Source organism: Candidatus Nanohalococcus occultus, from assembly GCF_029207735.1.
Classification (GTDB): Archaea; Nanohalarchaeota; Nanosalinia; order Nanosalinales; family Nanosalinaceae; genus Nanohalococcus; species Nanohalococcus occultus.
On record NZ_CP104395.1, the window covers coordinates 808,834 to 829,145 of the forward strand.

Below are 20,312 nucleotides of genomic sequence, written 5' to 3' on the forward strand. Positions count from 1 at the left end.
CCGCACGGCTATCCAGGAAAGCTCTCTAGAGATCAGTTACTTTTTGTAGCTCATCCACACCAACGTTCACATGGAAATTACAAGCCTCGATCTACATATCCTCATGGAAGAGCTAAACGAACTGGAGGAAGGATTCGTCCAGAAAGTTTACCAGCGAGGCGAAGAACTTACTATAGAAGTATACGTGTCCGGAGAAGGAAAAAGACGTTTAATTGTAGGCACCAGCTACTGTTTTCTCTCCAAATACAAGCGGGATAACCCGGAGAGACCGCCAGGATTCTGTATGGAGCTTAGAAAACACATGGGCCGAATAGATTCGATCGAACAGCGCGGTTTCGACCGCATACTTGAGATAAAGAGCGGAGAAAAGACCTTGATATGCGAGATGTTCGGTAAAGGAAACATCGTCTTGCTTGATGGAGACAAGGTCATCGGTGCGATCCGACAGATCGAGTTCAAGGACCGTAAAATCGTTGTAGGCGAAGAATACGAGTACCCAGAACCGGCAACCGATCCTCGCGAATTAAACGATATCTTCGATGCGATGGACGGAGAGCTAGTGCGTTCGCTGGCCGCAGACCTCTCGCTAGGAGGAACGTACGCAGAAGAGATCTGCTCACGGCTTGGAATCGAAAAAGACAGGAAAATAGAAGAGTTAAGCGACGAAGAAAAGAGCAAGGTACGCGAGGAGTTCAACAAGTTAATTGAAGCATCGGAAAACACTGAACCAGTTATCTACAAGGACGACCGCGAGCTTATCCGGGCCGCACCTTTCAAACTAGAGACCTACAATAATTACGAGATAGAGGAGTTCGAGAGCTTCTCCGAGTCACTGGATGAGTTTTTCTACCGACGCGAGCAACGTGCCGAGGAACGGAAGAAACGGGAAAAGTACGAGGAAAAACGTAACGGGCTGGAACGCCAGCTCGAACAGCAGGAACGGAAGATTGAAGGACTTCAAAAATCCTCCGAGCAGAACCGTAAGATCGCCGAGCTGATATACGAAAACTACGGAGACCTACTTGAGATCAAAGAAGCCATAGAGAAAGGCTTGGAAAACCACACATGGGACGAGGTCGAAAAACGTTTCAACGAAGCTGAATCAGAGCTATCGGATCGCATCAAGGATTTCAACGAACAAAACCGTTTTATAGTGGTAGAAGTCGAGGATGAAACCGTAAAGGTTACGCCGGGCGAGGATCTGAAGGCCACTGCCTCAGGATACTACGATAAGGCAAAGGCCAGCGAAGCCAAGATGGAGAAAGCCAAGGAAGCGAAGAAGAACACGGAAAAGCAGATTGAAGAACTTGGCGAGGAGGACATCGAAGTTGAAGACGTCATGGAGGATAAGACCGAGAAGAGAAGCAAAAAATGGTTTGAAAAGTACCGCTGGTTCAAGACGAGCGAAGGATTCCTTGTCTGCGCCGGAAGAGACTCTCAGACCAACGAGATGCTTGTCAAACGCCACATGGACGGCAACGATCTTTACTTCCACGCCGACTTCGATGGCGCACCGAGCGTAGTCCTGAAAGACGGGAAAGACGCCGGAGAAAAATCGATCGAGCAGGCCGCAAAGGCCGCAGTCACCTTCGCAAAGACCTGGAAGGCAGGTATTGGCGCAGACACTGTTTACTACGTCGAACCGGATCAGGTAACGAAGAACCCGGAGAGCGGAGAGTATCTGCCGAAGGGCGCTTTCGTGATCAGAGGCGACCGAGAGTACATCAGGAACGTGAAGGTCGATGCGGCGATTGGACCAGCTAAGCTAGATGAATTCTACGTGCCGATGTGCGGACCTCGGGAAGCTATAGAGGAAAACTGCGAGATATCTGTAGGATTGAAACCTGGCCGGACCAAAAAATCGGATATCGCTAAAACCTTGAACCGGAAGTTCGCGGATTCAGGCTGTGAAGTCGATCTAGACTACATCATCCGGGCGTTGCCTCCAGGAGAATCGGAGATAGAATAATGGAGAGCTACGAACACGCAATTATTTCGGCGATCGCAGCGCCGATAGCAGTCTGGCAACTGTTCGGTTTCGGCCAGTATTTCATCCCACTGAGTTTGTTCGGTTTCTTTCTAGGAGTTTTCATCGATCTAGATCATTTTCTGGTTCAAAGACTGCGGGATGGAAACTGGAATCACTTGAAATCTGCTTTCAGCGACGTTAGGACGATAACTACGGACAACGGAGCCGCGCTTGAAGATCGGATTCCGAACTGGAGTCGGTACCTCTCGCACTTTGCGATCCTAGCTACAGTCCCCGTCTTGTTCGCAGCCATTAGTTTGAGACTGGCGGGTTTGAGCTACGCGATGCTTGGCTCACATATTTTCTGTGATATTGTCCGGTCATGGCAGGACGATGCGCTGGGTTTCGACTAGGCGTTTTAAGCTTGAGCCTACAATTCGTTTTTGAGCCGGGGTAGCCAAGTCAGGCCAATCTCTGTAAACTAGTGTTTAGTTCAGAGGGTCATAGGCGATGGACTCAAGATCCATTCCCGCAGGGGTTCGAGAGTTCAAATCTCTCCCCCGGCATCTCATGGTCTTCGATAAACCACGAAAAGATTATTATATTGTGACCATACAATAGTAAATATGCCTATCAACTCAGGCCAGTTCCGTACACACAAAGGAATCAAATTCTTACGAGGCATAAGTTTAGACAGCAGTTCTAAAGACGGATACTCGCTAAAAATACCTAGTCCGGACATACCTTCCGTAGAACAGTTACACAGAGAGTTCTCCGCAAACTACAACCATGGAACTGATTTCGAGGCCGCTGAAAAACTATCCTATTTCATAGCTGAAGAGTTCGAATACGAAGATATCTCGGACAACAAAAACGAAATCTGGCTTACAAAAGGTCTACAAGAGAGAAAAGGAGTTTGTAAAGAACAAGCAGCGACCTACCAGGTTCTCGCACAGAGAATCGGTCTGGACTCAGAATATCTTAAGGGAACCCTGCCTATGGGCGGAAAAAGGTACAGACATGCCTGGAACAAAGTAGAAACTAAAGAAGGGACGATGCTAGCTGACCCAACAAACAACAGATTCGGAGAGTACTCTCAGGTGAAACAGGATAATAACTACATAGAGGGCGAGCAGCTGGTCAGTATCAGACCAGATCAAAACATGTCGGACGTCAGAGATTTCCTAGAACAGTAGCAGTTAATTCAAGACCCGGGCGGATAAGCCAGTTTATAAAATTTCGTTCGAATTTATGATCTACCAGCAGTGACCTAGTAGCGTCGCGAGGTGGAAACTAATGAGTAAAAAAGCAGATCCAACGAATCCAGTGCTTTTAGAGACGATCGAGCTTCTTAACAGACAGGAGGCTCCGATCTGGAACGATATAGCAGAAAATCTAGAGAAAGTTAACCGCAGACGACCTGAAGTCAACGTAAGCGATATTGAACGCGTTGCCGAGGAAGGCGAGACAGTTGTTGTCCCAGGGAAGGTCTTGGGAAGCGGAAGACTGACAAAAGAAGTAAACGTAGCAGCTTTCAAGGCTTCTTCAGGCGCCCGTCAGAAGATCGAAGAGGACGGACAGTTCATGTTCATCCGAGATCTTGTAGAAGAGAACCCTGAAGGATCAGATGTGAAGGTGGTCAAATAATGAGTCTAACAATTGATGCTGAAGGAAAAATCCTCGGCCGGCTCGCGACAAAGATCGCGAGAGAAGCCAAGGACGGCAAGGAAGTAAACATTGTCAACGCAGACAAAGTAGTTATCTCAGGAAGCAAGGAGGAAGTAATCGCTAACTACAGACAGAAATACGAGAGAGGTACACGCCACGACGGTCCTTACTACCCGAAGGCACCTCACAAGATTCTGAAGAGAACCGTTAGAAACATGCTTCCTTACAAGTCCAAGGAAGGACGTGAAGCATTCTCAAGAGTCAAGGCTTACCTAGGAGTTCCTCACGACATGGAAGAAATTACAGAAGTCGATGTGAAGGAAGGAGACGATCTCCGGTACCGGAACTATGTAAAGCTTGGCGAAGTCTCTAAATCTATTGGATGGACTCCAAGAGGCGATCTTAAATGAGTGAATCAGTACAGGCAACCGGAAAACGTAAGACAGCGAAGGCAAGAGCCACAGTAAAGGAAGGAGACGGAACAATCAGAGTTAACTCCCGTCCTCTACACACAATGACAGAGATGGCTCAGAACCGGATCAAAGAACCTCTTACGATCGCCGGAGATATCACGGAAGAAGTTGAAATCCGAGTCACCGCCAACGGAGGCGGAAAGCAGGGACAGGCAGAGGCAATCCGAATGGCTGTTGCCCGAGGACTCGTAGACTACACAGGCGATGAAGACCTGAAACATGACTTTTTGGACTACGACAGAAACATGCTTGTCGAAGATCCAAGACGTACAGAGACCAGAAAACCTTCCCAGTCGAGCAAGGGCGCCCGACACAAACAGCAGAAATCCTACCGTTAAAAGGTGTTTTACAGTGGATTCTGAAAGAAAACACTTCGCAAAAACTCACGGAGGTGAGTTTTAAGTGGAAATTCCAGTCAGATGCCTTTCATGTGGTAAGGTTATCGGCGACAAGTGGGAAGAGTTCAAGGAACGAACTGAAGAAGACGGCGAGCATCCAAAGGAAGTTATGGATGACCTAGGCCTGGAGCGTTACTGCTGCAGAACAATCTTCATGACTCACGTTGATACGGTCGAAGAAGTCGCAGAGCATAAGATTACGTAAGCTCGCGGCCACATTTTTTCTCTTTAATTTTTTACTTTCTACACTGTACAAGATACTCTCAAGGCGTTCCTACTACGGAGATGAAATCAAGTAACTCCATGAACTGTGCCTGACCTACGAGGAAAAACGGCACCATAAACACAAAGCCAGCTAAACCTCCGATCAGGAAATTACGACCCCAAGCACATTCTACGGCCTGCTCTCTAGACTCTTCTACGAACTCAGTTGCTACCAAATAAAGCATTGCTCCGGCCGCGAAACCGAATCCTGGTGCGAGAATCCACTGGGCCTGTTCTACGAAGAAGTATGCGATAACCGCGCCAATAGGCTGTGGAAGACTTGAGAAAATTGTTCCTCCAAGCATCTTCCAGTTGCTGATCTTCATGGACTTGAAAGGAATCGAGATGGCTATTCCCTCCGGAATGTTGTGGATTGAGATAGCGATAGTCATTGTTATCGCAAGCATTGGCACCGCTAGGCCGAACATTGGTATTCCTCCTTCAAGACCCATTTCTGCGAATGAAACCCCGATTGCGATCCCTTCCGGGAAGCTGTGAACAGTTAAGACACCTAGAATTACAATCAACCGTTTGAGATCCGCTTCCTTGAAATGTTTCGGTTCCAGCTCGACATCTCCCACAAGTTTTCTCGCGCCAATAACAAGTCCGAAACCAAGTGCCATCCCCGCTCCGACCTCAAGAACAGTGCCGGCAGCTAAACCTTCAGGTATCAAACCGAGTACGGATGCCGAACTCATTATACCGGCAGCCAGCCCCCAGAGTGCTACCAGAAGCCGGTCACTCATCTCGTCCACAAAGAAAAACGGTATGGCGCCTATTCCTGTCGCTAAATCAGTTATGAAGCCGGCTACAAATACAAGTACTAACGACTCTATCAGAGCCATAGGCCACCTCCGGGACGGAAAGATAAAAAACTGTGCCGTCTCAGGCTGTTTTCGACCTGATCTGCTCTGCTACCTCATCTGCGTTTTCCGGTTCCGAGCGATTGTAGCTTATATCGATCTCAGATCCGTCGTAACGCGGAGTCAGGTGGAAATGTAGGTGATCTACTTCCTGTCCGGCAAGAGAACCATTGTTCTGGTTGATGTTCATGTCTTCAACGTCGAAGGCTTCTCTGATGGCGTTCGCAACCTTCACAATAGGCTTCCACATGTACTCCATGCTCTCTGCGTCGAACACTGTATCGACGTGCGCCTTTGGAACAACCAACGTGTGACCCTTCGAGACCGGGTTCGCATCCAGGAAAGCAACCACGTTTTCATCCTCGTATACTTTATTCGAAGGGATTTGTCCTTCTATAATCTTACAGAATACACAGTCTTCGCTCATAGCCCTGGTTTGTGTTTTGAAGCTTAAACCGGTTTTACTGATGCTTTATATTCCAGTCTGACGGATATTCAACACGAGAGCATGGGGCTACTATCCAAGTTCACGGACGACAAAAAAGGCCAGAACAAGATCGATGGCGAGGAAAAAGCAGAGGCAATGAAACAGGTAGACGAAGCTCTCGAAAAATCCCTCGAGGAAAACGAGGAAAAATGGAAAGACGCCTACAACAGCTACCGGAAGCAGGAAAGAGAAAACTTTCTGGAGACTGTCCGTAAAATACAGGAAGATGTTGTAAAAAGCCTTTCAGATGAGCTAACAAGCGTTACCGAAGAAGAAGTCCGTAGACTTGCCGATCGTATCGAAAGACAGTTCAACGAGATCCAAGAAGAAAACAACGAGTTCAAAGACGATGTCGACTCGAAGATACAGGATTTCAAAAAACAGATAAAGCAGAAAACAGATAATAAGGACTTCACCCAGCTGAAAAAAGAGGTTAAGACTGCTGGAAAGAACCTTAACGCTCAGGAAACCAAACTTGAGAGCTTAAAGCAGAACAAAGCCGGTCAAGCCGAGGTTGAAAGCCTTACCGGCGACGTAAAGGAACTGAGATCCCAGATCGAGAATGACTTAGATCCAAGACTCAGCAAAACGGAAGATCAGATCAGCTCGAAAGCAGAAAAACAGAGCCTGATAGAGCTAAAGGAGAAACTGGATAGCTCACAGACCGACATGGTCGAGTTCGAAGAAGACATAGAAAGCAGTATCGAGGAACTAGAGACCAAGGTAGACGAAGCCGCGAGTAAAAGAGAGCTAAACCGCCTAGACCTGGATATAGAGGAAATCCGGCAAAAACTGGATGAACAAGCCAGTATCGAAGACATAGAAAGCATAAGATCGGACACTCAAGACGAACTTGGAGAGCTACGTGAAGAAGTTCAAAGCCGCGCCCAGAACTCCAGAGTCCAGAAACTTGAGGACAAGCTAAAACAGGTACGAGAGGACTCTTTCAACAAGCGAGAGGAGCTACAGAACTCGATCCAGAAAGCTAGAGACGACCTGGAAACCGTTATAGAAGAAAAGACAGGCACCAAAGACGAAAAGGTAGAAAAACTAAGAGAACAGATAGCTGAGACCGAAAACGATCTGGAAGAACGGATAGAAAACAAGACAGACGTTGAAACCCTGGAAAAAACTAGAGAAGAGCTAGAAGAACAGATAACGGAAGAACTGGGCTTCGAGGAAACCAAACTTAACAGCATCACCAGCGAGCTAAGAGAAGAACTCGAGGAGCTGGAAGAACAGCTTGGAAACCGCACAGAAGCCAACGCAGAGACTGTTGAAACCTTAGAATCCTCTCTGGATTCAACAGAATCGGAGCTGGAGAGTTTGAAATCCGGTTTGCGTGAACACGAAAATATCTCCGAGGAGCGAAGAGCCGAGCTACAGGCACAGCTAGATGATTTAGCAGAGACCGCCTCCAAACTAGAAGACGGTAAAGCATCAAGCCAGCAGCTGGAAAACCTCAGAGAAGAAGCCACAGCGAACCACGAGGAACTACAAGAAAAACTAGAGGAACTCGGTCAGCGATCCGAAAGCCGGATAGAGGACGTGAAAGGCGAAGTCGAAAACAGTCTTGAAAACGTCAAGAAAGACCTCTCTGAAGACCTGGAAAACAGAGTGACGGAAACAAAGTTCGACTCAAGGCTATCAGAGATCGAATCAGAAATCGAACAGGAGAAAGATCTAGAAGCGCAGCTGGAAGAACGTATCGAGAAAAAAGCCTCAGAAGACAGGCTCGCCGAAGAAAAACAAGAGCTTAAACAGCAAATAGAAAGTTTAAAACAGAGCTTAAACTCCGAGACCACACAGCTGGAGAGCAGACTCGAGACAGAGACAGCTAAAAACATAGAAAGCATACAGAGACTGGATGAGAGCCTTGAGAAAAGCACAGAAAGCTTGGAGAGAGACGTTCAGACAAACCGTCAAGAAATAACCGGCGTCTACCGATCGCTCAGCGAAGAACTTAGTTCAAATACTGAAAGACTTAGATCTGATATAAAGAAGGTTCGAACAGAGGCCGGAAAACACAGAGAAAAACTGGAGAAAAAGATCGGTGAGAAGGTCGGCAAAGAGAGCTTCAAAGCTGAAAGGGAAAAGCTAAGAGAAGAACTAGATAGTTCAACCTCCAAATCTCAGGAAATGATCGAAGAGGTCGAAAAAGAGCTGAGAGAAAGTATCGATCAGAAAGCAGGTCAAAAAAAGCTTGAAGACGAGATAGAAAGCCTGGAAGGCAAGATCACCGAGTCTCGGAACCAGTCCCAAGAGATGATCGAGAAGACTGAATCAGAGCTGGCTGCGATGATAGACGAGAAAGCCGGCGAAGATGAACTTGAAGGCAGGATCGGCGACTTAGAGGAAGTCCTGGATACGAAGACGGATGCTGAAAGGTTCGACTCGGAGATCGAAGAGCTTGAGGAGAAAGTACTGGAAACCCGATCCGATCTGAAATCTGAGATCGAAGACCGGACGGAGAACAAAGCCTCAAAAGAACAGGTAGAGAGCGCAGTCGGCAAGATTGAGAAGCTTAAGAAGGAAAAATCCGAGTTAAAACAGGAGCTGGAAACAGTTAAAGACAGGGTCGAAGAGCTAGGTCAGCTTGAAAACGAAGTGGAGAACGTCAACCTCCGGCTTGACGATCAGAAACAGCATCTCAGCGGAGTCAGGAACGACGTCGATGAGCTGATGGATCGAGGCTCACAGAACAACGTAGATGTGCTACACGCAGATGAAGTAACTAGATCGATGGATAGAGCCACCGTTGAGGGCGAGCTATCGTTCAGAAAGGATTTCGAGGACGGCTACCTCTATACTCTTGAAAGCGGGCAGGAAGTGATCTTTGTATACAGTGAGAGCCGTATAACTGAGGGTCGGACGCAGGTATCCGGACAGGTCAAGACCTTGGAAGACCGGATATATCTCCGAACATAATACCTCTCCTTTAAAAGAGTTCAATCGATTTTCTAGTATTACAGCGGCTGTGGTGTAGTCCGGTCAATCATTTCGGCCTTTCGAGCCGACCACCCGGGTTCAAATCCCGGCAGCCGCAAACTCCTACTTATTTGCTGAAGCCGGAGGTTCTCAAGAAAACTTGTTTTCGAAAATCCTCGGCAGCTACATGATTTTTCACGGATTTATCTTAAATTAGACGAACTGTAAACGTAGCGTATGAACAAAGAATTCGACTGGCTTACATTGGACAGCGATGAAGAGGTTATATGGCACGGCAACCCTAAAATCCAGCGTTTAATCGGCTTCACTTTCACGGACTACGTTGTGACAAATCAGGCGCTTTACAGGAAATCCGGGATCTTCAGCCGGAACGTACAGAAAATCGGGCTGGACAAAGTTCAAAATATCTCATTTAGCCAGGGGCTGCTGGGCAAAAACTTTGGATACGGAAACGTCGATATCAGCACAGCAGGTGGCAGCGGAGTTGAGATGAGGTTCCTTGGAATCCAGGAACCGAAAACCGTACAGGAGACGATCAACCGGCAGACAAAGACCGATAAGAAAGGATCGGAAAAGACAGAAAAAGATCTGTTGAAAGCTATTCTCGGCGAACTACAGGAGCTAAACGAGAATCTAAGCTAGCCGAGGTACTCTCCGTCTTCCCTACGGAAGTCCTCTTCATCCATTTCCTCATGTACATGCGCTACGAGACCTGGTGTTCGCGCGATTATGAATATTCCTTTTCCAAGCCTGTGATCCCAGCCGAGATCGCTCATGATACCTGCGATCGCTCCGTCAACGTTTAACACCAATTCGACCTTTCTCTCGGAAAACTCATCTCTGATCTCACAAATTTTCTCGGTGAACTCTCCGCGTATCCCTAGCTCCTCTGCTTTCTCCAGCATTTTACTGGCTCTAGGATCCTCGTCTTTGTAGATCTTGTGGCCGATTCCTGGAATGGTCTCGCCTTTCTCGAGTTTTTCCTCTACTATCTCTTCAGCGGATTTCTCGCTCTGGATCATTTTCATACAGTCTTCGATAGCTCCGCCGTGTTTGTCACCTAAAGCAAGTATTCCGGCCGCAACAGAAGTGTTCATGCCGTTGCCTCCGCTCTGTACGGTTCGGGCCGAGACGGTTGAAGGATTTCCTACGCCGTGATCGATAGAGCTTGAGAGAATAGTTTTGAACATCTCCGATTCGTTCTCCGAAGGTTTCTCTCCTTTAAGCACGAGCCAGATAGCATCGGAAAACTCCATCTCCATTACCTCCTCGAGCTTTTCTCCACGTACCTCTGGGTCCTCACCTGACTTCGATATGTTTGTTTTCCAGTCAGTCATGCGGTACCCTCTCTGCCGCTTATTGTCTCTATGATATCATTCCAGGGCTTGGCCCCCGAGTTATCATGTAACTCATTTTCCGGACTGAAAGACATTCTGACGATCGAATGACCGGTCGGAGTAACCTTCACACTGTACTCCAAATTCCCATTAACCACAGTGGTTTTAGGACAACCATCTTCCTCTTCGTTTACAAACTCGTATCCGTTGCGGACCGCATGTTCCTGTAGCTCGTAGTTTTCGATTATAGGCTCTCCATCTACGGCACTATAAGTATTTCTCAGCTCAACCCTGTTTTCCTCTTCGTAAGTATCTCGGAACGGCTCACTCACAGCAGATCACCCAGTTTACCCTGTATCTCATGGTGTTTATCGACCACATATGCGCCTGCGTCTCTCAGCTTTTTCTTTTTAACCGATGGCTTACCCGAATCTCCACGTATGATCGCTCCAGCATGACCATAGTTACGGGACGGAAGGTTCTCCGTAAACTCTCCTGCGATGAACGCAACCAAGGGCTTGGTGAAATTCCCGTTCTCAATTAGCTCTGCGGCCTCCTGTTCGTATGTTCCGCCTAGCTCTCCATACATTACAACGACCTCTGTTTCCTCATCTTCTTCGAACTCTTTAAGCGCATCGGCGAAAGTTGTGCCGGCCAAGATGTCACCTCCGATTGCTACTGCGGTCGATACCCCATATCCTGCCTGTTTGATCGTCCAAGCCGTCTCAGTTGTCATCCCTCCGGACTTCGAGATAATACCTACCTTTCCTTTATCGTAAGCTTTCCCAGGCTGGTTTCCGCCGATTGGACCTAGCTTACATTCCTCTGGCGTCATGATACCTACAGAGGTCGGGCCTACAACGGTCACGTTGTTTTTCTCGGCTTTTCGAAGTATCTTCCAAGTGTCTTTGACCGGTATGCGCTCGGTGATAATATTAAGCAACTCTATGTCGTTTTCAATCGCCTCAAAGGCTGCGTCTTTCGCCGCAAACGGCGGGACGTAAATTAGAGACGTGTTTATACCTGGATTTTCATCCATTGCCTGTGCAACCGAATCGTATACTGGCACGCCCGCAACTTCTTTCCCTCCTTTGCCCGGAGTTACTCCGGCAAGGACTTCTGTTCCATACTCTAGCATCTCCGGGACTTTCTCCGATGCCTCTCTGCCCGTTATTCCCTGGACAAGGACTTTCGTGTCTTTGTCTACGAATATACTCATTTTTCGTCCTCCTTGAATGCTTCGACCATCTCCATCAGGGTTTCAGCTGTCTCTGTCATCGGCGTGTCGTTTCTAAACAGTTTCATGTTCAGATCGAGTTCTTCTTTTTTCTCGCGGAGTAGTTCGAAGGCTTCATCGGCGTTCGGCCCGTCTCTCCGTATCACAATAGGATAATCAGGTTTTTCCTCTTCGAGAGCCTGAACGAAGCCTTTCATCGTTCGGAGAACGTCGGTGTTGTTTGCGGTGCCTCCGACGTGCCAGAGGCCGTTTAGCTCTTTCGACATTATGACTTTCGAGAGCTTGTAGACTTTCTCGGTCGGCGGGTTTCCGCCGTACTCGGTGTAGTTCGCCGGCTTTCCTCCGCATGCGATCAGCGCATCCATGTTGGTCAGTGATGCGCCTCCGCCGGCAAGCATCATTCCTATGTCTCCTTCCAGCTCGGTGTATTTGCCTGCGACTCCGCGATGGTCGTTTTCATCTATCTTTTTCGCTCTGATCTCTCTGCTGGTTTTTTCCCGATCAAAGGCCGAACGTTCCGGATAATCCCAGCTGTGCCGATAACTAGCGTCGTCGTCAAGATCCATCATAGCATCCAGGATAACATAGCCATCGTCTGTCTTCGCTAGAGGATTTATCTCGAGCAAACGCCCGTCGGCTTCCAAGAAGGCTTCGAACAGTTTCTGTAGCTCCATGCCGAGCTTGATTATTTCCTTGCCTTCGAACCCGTTTTCCGCCAGGAACTGTCTGAAACGGAACTGCGAAGTGTCTTCGAGCGGCAGTTTTGAGACTTCTCTGTTTTCTATGCCTGTTCCGCCTTCTTTCGAGAAGATTAATGCCGGTTTACGGGTTTCGGTGTCGTAGGTAAAAGATACGTAGTATTCTTCCTGGAAATCTATTTTTTCTTCGATTAAAACGTCTTGAATATCCTGGCCTTCGAGCTGGGTGCCTTTAATCTCTTTTTCAAGCGCCTTGGCCTGTTTTTCTCCTTTAGCGAACTTAATGCCGCCGTTTTCCTTTCTATGGTTGGCCAGAACTTGAGCCTTAACAACGTATTCTTTGTCTCCGTCAAGACCTCGCTGCGGCACTGTCAGACCGTGTTCTTTCAGCAGTTTTTTGGCTTCATTTTCCTGTAGCTTCACGTCGAAACTTGGTCTTTGAAAACTTAAACAGCTGTGCGGCATGGAACGCCAGCTCCCAGGGAAAAGAATATTTCAGATAAGCGCGGTTTATCTCCAGTCTCTTTCCAGTGCGTAGTGCTTACAGTCCTTGTTCCCTGTCTTGAAGCCGCCGTATACGAGTCTGTGTTCAGCGCCAAGACTTTCAGAAATCGCCTCTTCTATATCCGGTTTCTTCCCATGATCTCCATTCTTAGGCGCAGGTTCCAGATAGACCTTCTGATTTTCCACATCGACATCCATATCGACATCCTCACCCATTATACGTGAGAAAGTATCCTCTAGCGGCTCGGCGTTTTCCTCTACTTGTTTGTATATATCTTCTTCAGGCATAATCACTACTTAACAATAACAATTATTATATTTGGTTAACGGGTTAAAGCTCGGACGACAATTTGAGAACATGGTCTATACAGGCAACGGGGACAGAGGACGGACAGATCTTTCTTCAGGTGAGAGAGTTTCCAAATCAAGCGAGCGAATCCAGGCGTTCGGCACCGTCGATGAACTGAACTCACTGACAGGTGTCTGTGCGAGCTTCACCGAGGGGAAAAAAGACGAACTCGAGACGATCCAAAACGAGTTACACATACTACAAGCAGAACTCGCGAACAGAGAGCCAGATACCAAGATAACTCAGGAAAACATCGACAGACTCGAAGATCTATGCGACCACTACCAAGACGAATGCCCACCACTGCGCGATTTCGTGCTTGCCGGAGGCTGTAAATCCGCCGCCCAGCTACACAATGCCCGGAGCGTCAACCGTAGAGCTGAGAGAAAGATCGTTCAACTGGATCAAAACGAAGAAATACGGGAAGAAGTCCTGGCCTACATCAACCGGTTAAGCGACCTGTTCTTCCTGATGGCCCGACATGAAAACCACTTGAACAATGTGGAAGAGAAGAATCCGGTTTACTGATGAACTGGCGATTCCTCAAGTTCGAAAGATACGATCCGTTTTTCAAGACAGGATTGAACGATGCCTTGAGTGAATCAGTTAGAGAAACCGGCATACCTGTTGTTTTTCTGGCCGGCTGGAGTAAGAAAACGGTTAACGTCGGCAGAAGCCAGAGTATCGAGGAAAGAGTCAGTTTGGGAAAATGTGAAGACGATGACATAACCGTTGTTCGACGCCAGGGAGGTGGAGGAACGACTTTCCTGACACCTGAAGGAGAGATCACTTGGGGCTTAGTGGCTCCGGACGAGTACTTTCCCGATGATGTAAACCAGATCTACCGGGAAAAATGCGGGTTGATAGCGGATGCTGTCGAGAAACTAGGTATAGATGCCAGACACGAACCTGTAAACGACGTTGTAACGGAAAACGGGAAGATTTCAGGTTCGACTATCCGGCGGAAGGACGGCGTTACATACTTCGGAGGAACCTTGCTGTACAAATCAAATCCCAAGGAAATGTTTAGATACATTAAGCCAGGTGACGATAAGAAAAAAGGCAAACACATCGAAAATTTCAAAGAACGGGTTAGTTCGGTAAGTAAAGAATCAGAGGCCTCATTTGAGGAATCTCAAGAGGCTTTAAGATCCAAGCTCCTGGAGGGCAAAAACTGGGAGATCTCAGAGCTTACAGAGGGAGAAATCGGCAGAGCCAGGTCTCTTGGAAATAAATACCGTGGCCGTGAATGGTTGTACAGAGAATGACCGATCAGTTATACAGAGAGAAACTTGACTCCAAAGAAGAGGTTCAAGACTGGATGGAGGCCGCTCTGGGAGGAGAGCTGGATGAAGGGATCTACGAGCTAGATGTCAAAAACGTAGAAGAGGATATGTCCTACCCCGAAGACAGAGTTACACCAGGATTTACCGCGCCCCATTCTATTTCGGATCTTCAGTGTGTAGCAAGAGTTTCCAAGGACAGTATTAAGGAAAATAGATCGGAGCTAGAAAGTTTTCTCGCAGAATCTTATTCCAGCGAACAGTTCCTTGGAACAGGATTTTACGGAGCGACCTCCAAAAGAGGTAGCGAAATGACTGTAAGCCGGGCCTGTTACTTCGAATAAGTTCAGGTTCAAAAGAGTTTAGCTCGGTTCACTGTTTAAGAAGACCTGCTTATCACGCGAGAGTAGCCAAGGAGCTATTGCCAACCCTCCAAAAAACATGGCAAATCACGCGAGGGTAGCCAAGTGGTCAAAGGCGCAGCGTTGAGGGCGCTGTCCCGTAGGGGTTCCAGAGTTCAAATCTCTGCCCTCGCAAACACCTATAATTTAAGCAGAGATGTAATAGAGAAGCTCCGAGGTTGGGAGCTTCGAGTTCAAATCTCTGCCCCCGCATAACCGTTCTAGTCCCGAACTATGTGATCGTAAGGATAGACTGCCTTAAGCTCAGTTTTCACCACAACTTTTCCTCCAATCGCTTCTTCGAACTCATCCAGGGTTGCTTCTTCCTGCAGGTCAAGTTCTTCGTTCAAAGCATATAGTTTGAAGACTACTTCGTGTTCTCCATCCGGCGGGTTCGGGCCGTTGTAACCTGTTTTCTTGAAATCAGTTGTTCCCTCGATTCCCGGGGACTCATCGCTTTCAATTCTCCCTGTGTCGGCCGGGATGTTCCATACAAGCCAGTGAAGCCAGGTTTTCCCTGCCATCTCCTGGGCATCAGGGTCTTCAAAAACCAGTGCGAGAGCATTCGCTTTCTCCGGTACGTCTTCGATCTGTAGGGCTGGGTTGACGTTTTCTCCCATGTATCCGTGTTTTTCCTTCAGTTCGTTTTCATCTCCAAGTTCAGGAGCATTCAGTTTCATAACAGTACAATAGCCCGAAGTTCTTTTCAGACAGGTTGAAAAGAACTCCGTTCGACTTTAATTTTAGATGATGAGGACTGAACACCTCTGAGTGCGTAAGGCATGATGATGAGGTGAACACCCACTGAACGTAGTTAAAAACTTCAGTGTTTACTTGTCTCTTAGAAGTTCCTGCTGAAAGCCATGCCAATGGCTTGACGTGATCGAACTTCGTGAAGTTCGGTGGAGGTAGGTTAGCTGGTCTATACTACGACCCTGTGGCGGTCGTGACGCGGGTTCGAATCCCGCCCTCCGCCCTCCCGATTCTCTGAATCAATTCGGCCACAATAAAAAGTGGGTGGAGTTGTATGCCTTATGTCAATCGGCGATATCCACAAGAGCCAATCGAAACTCGACAACTGTTTAGACGACCTTGAAACCCTAGAAACCGTTTCCGAACACAATAGAGAACTTATATTCGACTTCTATAATTACCTTCAAGCCGAAGCATTGTCTGCTGGAAGGATTAGAAGAATCCTTTACAGTAGGAGATGTAAGATACCAGGTAAACGACCTCTCACTTAGGGACAGACAACAGCAGGAACATTCATGGGCGCAGAAGCAAACGGACAGTTCCTGATAGTGGATATGTCAGTAATGAACGACGCAGATGAGTCAATCCGTATGAGGACTTCCAGCGTCAATCTCATGGTTGGAGACGCAGAATACAGTCCGAACACAGAAGCATCAGTCTACATGGACAACAGCTTCTCATTCGAACAGCTTAACCCAGGAGTACAGGTAGATGGACAAATAGCCTACGATGTACCACAATCCACAAGTGCAGACACAGTAGAACTCAAGGTTAATCCTGTAGGACTGTTCTCAACCGCAGAGCCTCACTATGTAAACTTAGGAGAATAGAGGTAAAGCCCCCTTCTTCCTTTTATTTTATCAAAAAAGAACACAAATAGAAAAATAAGAAAAAGGTAATAATGATGAAAAAGGTAATTTTAGCGTTTCTATTTCTAACTATGGCGAGTATTTCCGCTGGTGGTGTCGTCCCTTATGACAACATGGAATTAGAATATAAATCAGTATATGAGTTCAGAAATCAACAGTATCCAGGAACAAATTATCGGGATGTAGAAAACCTAAATCTAGCTTATAATGACGGAGAAATTACAGAAAAGAAAGGTCGCTTTGACTTTATTGGAGATTATTTCATTAACAAAAGTCTAGAAGAAGATAATAGCACCGCATTATGGCTGAAAGGAGACATATCAACTCAGGATAAAGTAAGAATAGGTGGTAGGGAATACACTATAACCTCCAAGTCAACAAATGTGGAATTAGAGAAATTTGGCAATACTAGAACTATTGAGGCTCGTTATGAATATTATTCTCCAAGTGAAAGAATAGGAGATACTACATTCAGTGATTATTCAAGAACAGTTAGGAGATTCTATCATCCTAAAAGTCGCATACTCGTAGGTTACATAGAAGAAATAAGCTATAATGATTATGCAAGAGGTTCTGGAGTTATGGAGAAATCGGATATAATCAGAATTAACATAATAGACAACGAGAATGACGTGGATGGAGACGGACTCACAGACTTGGAAGAACTCATTAAACATAACACAGACCCTATACAAACAGATACTGATGCAGATAACTTGACAGATGAAAATGAAGTAAGTATAGGCACAAATCCACAGAAAAGTGATACTGATGGCGATGGAATAAACGACGGAAGGGAACAAGAACTGGGAACAGAACCAACGGAATCTGATAGTGATGAAGACAGTTTAGAAGACCAGAAAGAGATAAATATTGGAACAAACCCTACAGAAGCAGATACCGATAGTGATGGGCTGGACGATGGCAGAGAACGAAGGTTAGGAACATCTCCTACTGAAGCTGACAGCGATAGCGACGGTTTAGATGATGCTAGAGAGGTAGAAATTGGCTCAGACCCTAATGAAGCAGACTCTGACCAAGATGGTCTGAAAGATGGTAGAGAAGTAGATATAGGAACTTCTCCAACAGAATCTGACACAGATGGTGATTCCTTGAATGATCAAACAGACCCAATGCCTACAACTCCAATCTTACCTAATGGCGTAATAGCACTAGGAATAGCAGCTATAGGAGGAATAGCTTACAGAAGGAAGAGAATAGAATAACCGGTGAGAACATTTAAGTTAGTCTAAGTTAACCAATCAACATAAGCTAATCCGAACAGTTTCTTTGGAGGTCTGCCCTTTCAGTTTCCTGACTCAACTATACTGAAAAACAGTTTTTTGAAGTTCACGGCGCGTATGCGATAATTTTTAATACAGAGAGTGGGAAACACACGTCTATGGGACTTGGAGATAGACTCAGAGGAATTATATCTAAAGAAGAGGAAGTTGAAAAGCAGGAAGCAGGTTTGGAACATGAAATGGAGAATTCGGAAGATCATACGAAGGCAGCAGCTCAGAAGATGACTGACGCACTCGGCTCCATGAAGAAGAACAATCCTAGCTCAGATAAGGAAGGTTTCGCCAACATGGCTATGGCGCTGGCACACCTACACATCTCGGAACTTGAACTGAAAGATGAGACTGAGAAAGCCTCAGGGGTAGGGAAAGAGGTAAGACAGATACTAAATGAGGAGGAGTCAATCGAGCAAGCAGCTGAGAGAATAGCTCAGAAGCACGGCTGGAATCCAGAAAACCTTGAGAAAGCAGCTGAAGACTTGAGAAATAACAGGAGTGTGCCATCTCCCTCACATGAGCAGCTAGAACAGCTGAACAGAAAGTACAATAGCTAAAAAGAGAAAATGAGCGGGCTTAGCGGAAGAATCCGCCAAGCATTCTCTGAACGAATCCAGGCCTTCTTTCCTGGGCGTTTTCATTTCCAGGCGTCTCATTTGAGCTTTCTTCTTGTTCTTGGGATGATTCTTCTGCCTCGATCTCTGTCTGACCGTCTTCCCGTTCGACCTCTACTTCTCTGTCGCCGTCTTCGGCTTCTAGCTCGGTCTCGTTGCCGTCTCTCTCAACTTCGATTTCTCTGTCGGCGTCCTCATCGCTTTCTCTTTCCGGAATCCTTGTTCCGTTTCTGAGAGCTTCGATCTCTTCTCTAAGCTCTTCAATTCGCTCCTGGTACCGGGAGATTTGATCCTGCTTTGCTTCGATACGTGCTTCAATTGCGCGCTGGTTCGCTCTTTCTTCCGGTTCGGTCTCATTGTCGGCTTCGTTGTCTTCCTCGGATTCGATCTCTTCTTCAAGTCTGAGAATCTCTCCTGAAGAGCCGTCTACCCTGACTTCTGCTTCAGCATCCATTCCTGAGATAACGAACTCGAACTCGTAGCGGCCATCTTCCCGACTTGTCTCTTCAAGCGTCCAGTTGTTGTCTGAAAGGGCGTTGACTGCTGTTTCTCGAGCTTCTCGTTCGGTGATTGTAAGCTCCGTGGAGTTGTCGGCGTCGTCAGTCTCCAAGTCTTCTTGTTCTGTTTCTTCCTCTTCGGTCTCCTCGGTATCGTCGTCATCTGTCTCCTCATCGTCTTCTATATCTGAGTCGTCTTCCGGCGTGTCATCTGTATCTGTAACGTTTTGTTCTTGAGCCATCACCGGTGTGGCTGCGAACATAAGCACTGCGAGCAGCGCTAACACTTTTGTTGTGGTTACTTTCATAGTAAGAATAGTTTGGAGTTTACGGTTAATGAAACCGCATTATAGCTCTACCGGGATTTCTGGAAAATCGCAAGAGCTAGAAACACAAGTCCAAGATCTCTGATTGCTATGGCGTAAAGCCCTAACTGAGTTACCTGTAACGTGATCGCTGTAAGCCACAAGACCGCAACCAGCGAAGCAAATGTCTTTCTTACACCCGTAAGTATCCATATTCCGAGAGCTGCTTCAAGCAAACCTGTTATTCCTAGCAAAGTGCCGGCCGATACCGGAGACAAAGCTAGAACGAACTCCGGTTCGTAACCCGTCCAGAACTGAGGGACGGCAAGTTTTGATAGACCAGCAAGCAAAAAGACCAGGCTCAATCCTACAGTGGTAACATCCAGTTGCTCAAGTTTCGCGGGCAGCTCCATGATCAAAACTTCGAGTTCCTCTCTTAAACCTCCATTCCTGTAAAAACTATATGAACTGGAAAATTTTGTTTTTGGCCGCGGTCGTAGTAGTCTCGGGATGTACAACTTTTACAGGACCTAAAGAAGAATCCGGTACCTCGAGGGAAAATCCGGACGCAGCGACCTCTGGAGCTTCAAACATACAGCCCAGCGAGCTACCTGAGAATACAACCACCGTCTACTTTACTGACAGCGGTTTCCAGCCAGCCTCGATAACAGTAGAGGAAGGTACCACAGTTACCTGGATTAACAACGCCTCGAAGACGATGTGGGTTGGCTCGGACAGACACCCTACTCACAGACAGTATGCGGGCAACAGTTTGGCCGAACACTGTGAGGCCGGCGACCAGAACATAGCTGCGTTCGACCAGTGTACAACCGGAGACCGTTTTAGCTTCACTTTTGAGAAAACAGGTACATGGGGATACCACAACCACCAGCCTTTCGAGAGAGGCGGAACAGTCACAGTAGAATAATCACCAGAACCGACGACACCACAGCGCGAAAACAGAAACTTTTATTATAGGTTTCCGGAAGGCTCAATCTGGAAATTCCTTCCCTTTATAAGGTTTTATTCTGATTGTTAGCTTGCCGAGTGTGTGAACACAGGCGAATAGCCGAGAGGCCAGAATGAGCGCTTATTT

At 47.0% G+C, this 20,312-nt stretch carries 26 protein-coding genes and 4 tRNA genes; 20 read left to right on the top strand and 10 right to left on the bottom strand.

The window, feature by feature from the left end; all coding sequences use genetic code 11:
• Positions 1-70: 70 nt before the first annotated feature.
• The 8 genes from rqcH to SVXnc_RS04665 all read left to right on the top strand — a co-directional run bounded on the left by rqcH (position 71) and on the right by SVXnc_RS04665 (position 4,713).
• Positions 71-1,969 (top strand): ribosome rescue protein RqcH, encoded by a 1,899-nt coding sequence (gene rqcH, locus SVXnc_RS04630; RefSeq protein WP_347721755.1) that lies wholly within the window; start codon positions 71-73, stop codon positions 1,967-1,969.
• Positions 1,969-2,382: a hypothetical protein gene (locus tag SVXnc_RS04635; protein WP_347721756.1), complete on the top strand. Its 414-nt coding sequence runs from the start codon at positions 1,969-1,971 to the stop codon at positions 2,380-2,382. Before rqcH ends, SVXnc_RS04635 begins: the two co-directional genes overlap by 1 nt.
• A gap of 34 nt (positions 2,383-2,416) precedes the next feature.
• Positions 2,417-2,535, top strand: a tRNA-Leu gene (locus SVXnc_RS04640).
• A gap of 60 nt (positions 2,536-2,595) precedes the next feature.
• On the top strand, positions 2,596-3,165 hold the full coding sequence (locus SVXnc_RS04645; RefSeq protein ID WP_347721757.1) for a transglutaminase-like domain-containing protein: 570 nt from the start codon (positions 2,596-2,598) through the stop codon (positions 3,163-3,165).
• Between the two features lie 100 nt (positions 3,166-3,265).
• Positions 3,266-3,616 carry a 50S ribosomal protein L18e gene (locus SVXnc_RS04650; protein WP_347721758.1) on the top strand — a complete coding sequence of 117 codons (351 nt, stop codon included), beginning with the start codon at positions 3,266-3,268 and terminating at the stop codon, positions 3,614-3,616.
• Complete coding sequence (locus SVXnc_RS04655) at positions 3,616-4,047, top strand: 50S ribosomal protein L13 (protein ID WP_347721759.1); 432 nt, start codon at positions 3,616-3,618, stop codon at positions 4,045-4,047. Before SVXnc_RS04650 ends, SVXnc_RS04655 begins: the two co-directional genes overlap by 1 nt.
• Complete coding sequence (locus tag SVXnc_RS04660; RefSeq protein ID WP_347721760.1) at positions 4,044-4,448, top strand: 30S ribosomal protein S9; 405 nt, start codon at positions 4,044-4,046, stop codon at positions 4,446-4,448. Before SVXnc_RS04655 ends, SVXnc_RS04660 begins: the two co-directional genes overlap by 4 nt.
• Positions 4,449-4,512: 64 nt before the next feature.
• Complete coding sequence (locus SVXnc_RS04665; protein ID WP_347721761.1) at positions 4,513-4,713, top strand: DNA-directed RNA polymerase subunit N; 201 nt, start codon at positions 4,513-4,515, stop codon at positions 4,711-4,713.
• Positions 4,714-4,771: 58 nt separating this feature from the next.
• On the opposite strand, the gene SVXnc_RS04670 is transcribed toward SVXnc_RS04665, so the two are convergent.
• Positions 4,772-5,617 (bottom strand): ZIP family metal transporter, encoded by an 846-nt coding sequence (locus SVXnc_RS04670; protein WP_347721762.1) that lies wholly within the window; start codon positions 5,615-5,617, stop codon positions 4,772-4,774.
• A 40-nt stretch (positions 5,618-5,657) separates the two neighbouring features.
• Entirely contained in the window at positions 5,658-6,062 is a 405-nt protein-coding gene (locus tag SVXnc_RS04675) for an HIT family protein (RefSeq protein ID WP_347721763.1), read from the bottom strand.
• An 81-nt stretch (positions 6,063-6,143) separates the two neighbouring features.
• On the opposite strand from SVXnc_RS04675, the gene SVXnc_RS04680 reads away from it, so the two are divergent.
• The 3 genes from SVXnc_RS04680 (at position 6,144) to SVXnc_RS04690 (ending at position 9,713) form a co-directional block, all read left to right on the top strand.
• The gene (locus SVXnc_RS04680; RefSeq protein ID WP_347721764.1) at positions 6,144-9,050 is read left to right on the top strand and encodes a hypothetical protein; all 2,907 of its coding nucleotides are present in this window, start codon (positions 6,144-6,146) and stop codon (positions 9,048-9,050) included.
• Between the two features lie 43 nt (positions 9,051-9,093).
• A tRNA-Glu gene (locus SVXnc_RS04685) sits at positions 9,094-9,168 on the top strand.
• A gap of 119 nt (positions 9,169-9,287) precedes the next feature.
• Entirely contained in the window at positions 9,288-9,713 is a 426-nt protein-coding gene (locus SVXnc_RS04690; RefSeq protein WP_347721765.1) for a PH domain-containing protein, read from the top strand.
• Here the strand turns inward: SVXnc_RS04690 and SVXnc_RS04695 are convergent.
• The 5 genes from SVXnc_RS04695 to SVXnc_RS04715 are packed head-to-tail and all read right to left on the bottom strand — an operon-like array spanning position 9,710 to position 13,135.
• Entirely contained in the window at positions 9,710-10,408 is a 699-nt protein-coding gene (locus tag SVXnc_RS04695) for a citryl-CoA lyase (protein ID WP_347721766.1), read from the bottom strand. The two genes, SVXnc_RS04690 and SVXnc_RS04695, sit on opposite strands and share 4 nt — an antisense overlap.
• On the bottom strand, positions 10,405-10,740 hold the full coding sequence (locus SVXnc_RS04700; RefSeq protein WP_347721767.1) for a hypothetical protein: 336 nt from the start codon (positions 10,738-10,740) through the stop codon (positions 10,405-10,407). The genes SVXnc_RS04695 and SVXnc_RS04700 overlap by 4 nt, the downstream gene beginning before the upstream one ends.
• Positions 10,737-11,627 carry a succinate--CoA ligase subunit alpha gene (locus tag SVXnc_RS04705; protein WP_347721768.1) on the bottom strand — a complete coding sequence of 297 codons (891 nt, stop codon included), beginning with the start codon at positions 11,625-11,627 and terminating at the stop codon, positions 10,737-10,739. The genes SVXnc_RS04700 and SVXnc_RS04705 overlap by 4 nt, the downstream gene beginning before the upstream one ends.
• Positions 11,624-12,808, bottom strand: a complete 1,185-nt coding sequence (locus tag SVXnc_RS04710; RefSeq protein ID WP_347721769.1) for an ATP-grasp domain-containing protein — start codon at positions 12,806-12,808, stop codon at positions 11,624-11,626. Before SVXnc_RS04710 ends, SVXnc_RS04705 begins: the two co-directional genes overlap by 4 nt.
• A gap of 45 nt (positions 12,809-12,853) precedes the next feature.
• Positions 12,854-13,135: a hypothetical protein gene (locus tag SVXnc_RS04715; protein ID WP_347721770.1), complete on the bottom strand. Its 282-nt coding sequence runs from the start codon at positions 13,133-13,135 to the stop codon at positions 12,854-12,856.
• A gap of 70 nt (positions 13,136-13,205) precedes the next feature.
• Here SVXnc_RS04715 and SVXnc_RS04720 point away from each other — a divergent pair, with 70 nt between their 5' ends.
• The 4 genes from SVXnc_RS04720 (at position 13,206) to SVXnc_RS04735 (ending at position 15,015) form a co-directional block, all read left to right on the top strand.
• A complete protein-coding gene (locus SVXnc_RS04720) occupies positions 13,206-13,724 on the top strand; it encodes a cob(I)yrinic acid a,c-diamide adenosyltransferase (protein WP_347721771.1) in 519 nt (172 codons plus the stop codon).
• The gene (locus SVXnc_RS04725) at positions 13,724-14,464 is read left to right on the top strand and encodes a lipoate--protein ligase family protein (RefSeq protein WP_347721772.1); all 741 of its coding nucleotides are present in this window, start codon (positions 13,724-13,726) and stop codon (positions 14,462-14,464) included. The genes SVXnc_RS04720 and SVXnc_RS04725 overlap by 1 nt, the downstream gene beginning before the upstream one ends.
• On the top strand, positions 14,461-14,823 hold the full coding sequence (locus SVXnc_RS04730; RefSeq protein WP_347721773.1) for a hypothetical protein: 363 nt from the start codon (positions 14,461-14,463) through the stop codon (positions 14,821-14,823). Before SVXnc_RS04725 ends, SVXnc_RS04730 begins: the two co-directional genes overlap by 4 nt.
• A 109-nt stretch (positions 14,824-14,932) precedes the next feature.
• Positions 14,933-15,015: transfer RNA gene (locus SVXnc_RS04735), tRNA-Leu, on the top strand.
• Between the two features lie 86 nt (positions 15,016-15,101).
• Here the strand turns inward: SVXnc_RS04735 and SVXnc_RS04740 are convergent.
• Positions 15,102-15,560 (bottom strand): YbhB/YbcL family Raf kinase inhibitor-like protein, encoded by a 459-nt coding sequence (locus tag SVXnc_RS04740; RefSeq protein ID WP_347721774.1) that lies wholly within the window; start codon positions 15,558-15,560, stop codon positions 15,102-15,104.
• A gap of 222 nt (positions 15,561-15,782) precedes the next feature.
• Here SVXnc_RS04740 and SVXnc_RS04745 point away from each other — a divergent pair.
• From SVXnc_RS04745 to SVXnc_RS04760, 4 genes are all read left to right on the top strand, one after another.
• Positions 15,783-15,856 (top strand) — tRNA-His (locus SVXnc_RS04745).
• Positions 15,857-16,148: 292 nt separating this feature from the next.
• Entirely contained in the window at positions 16,149-16,463 is a 315-nt protein-coding gene (locus SVXnc_RS04750) for a DUF4352 domain-containing protein (RefSeq protein ID WP_347721775.1), read from the top strand.
• Positions 16,464-16,537: 74 nt separating this feature from the next.
• Positions 16,538-17,728 (top strand): hypothetical protein, encoded by a 1,191-nt coding sequence (locus SVXnc_RS04755; protein WP_347721776.1) that lies wholly within the window; start codon positions 16,538-16,540, stop codon positions 17,726-17,728.
• Between the two features lie 176 nt (positions 17,729-17,904).
• A complete protein-coding gene (locus tag SVXnc_RS04760) occupies positions 17,905-18,357 on the top strand; it encodes a hypothetical protein (protein WP_347721777.1) in 453 nt (150 codons plus the stop codon).
• 19 nt (positions 18,358-18,376) lie between these two features.
• Here the strand turns inward: SVXnc_RS04760 and SVXnc_RS04765 are convergent, their stop codons facing one another.
• Together SVXnc_RS04765 and SVXnc_RS04770 are read right to left on the bottom strand one after the other, a co-directional pair.
• On the bottom strand, positions 18,377-19,219 hold the full coding sequence (locus SVXnc_RS04765) for a hypothetical protein (RefSeq protein WP_347721778.1): 843 nt from the start codon (positions 19,217-19,219) through the stop codon (positions 18,377-18,379).
• Positions 19,220-19,266: 47 nt separating this feature from the next.
• Positions 19,267-19,629: a hypothetical protein gene (locus SVXnc_RS04770; protein ID WP_347721779.1), complete on the bottom strand. Its 363-nt coding sequence runs from the start codon at positions 19,627-19,629 to the stop codon at positions 19,267-19,269.
• A gap of 50 nt (positions 19,630-19,679) precedes the next feature.
• On the opposite strand from SVXnc_RS04770, the gene SVXnc_RS04775 reads away from it, so the two are divergent.
• A complete protein-coding gene (locus tag SVXnc_RS04775) occupies positions 19,680-20,144 on the top strand; it encodes a cupredoxin domain-containing protein (protein WP_347721780.1) in 465 nt (154 codons plus the stop codon).
• The last annotated feature ends 168 nt before the right edge of the window (positions 20,145-20,312 follow it).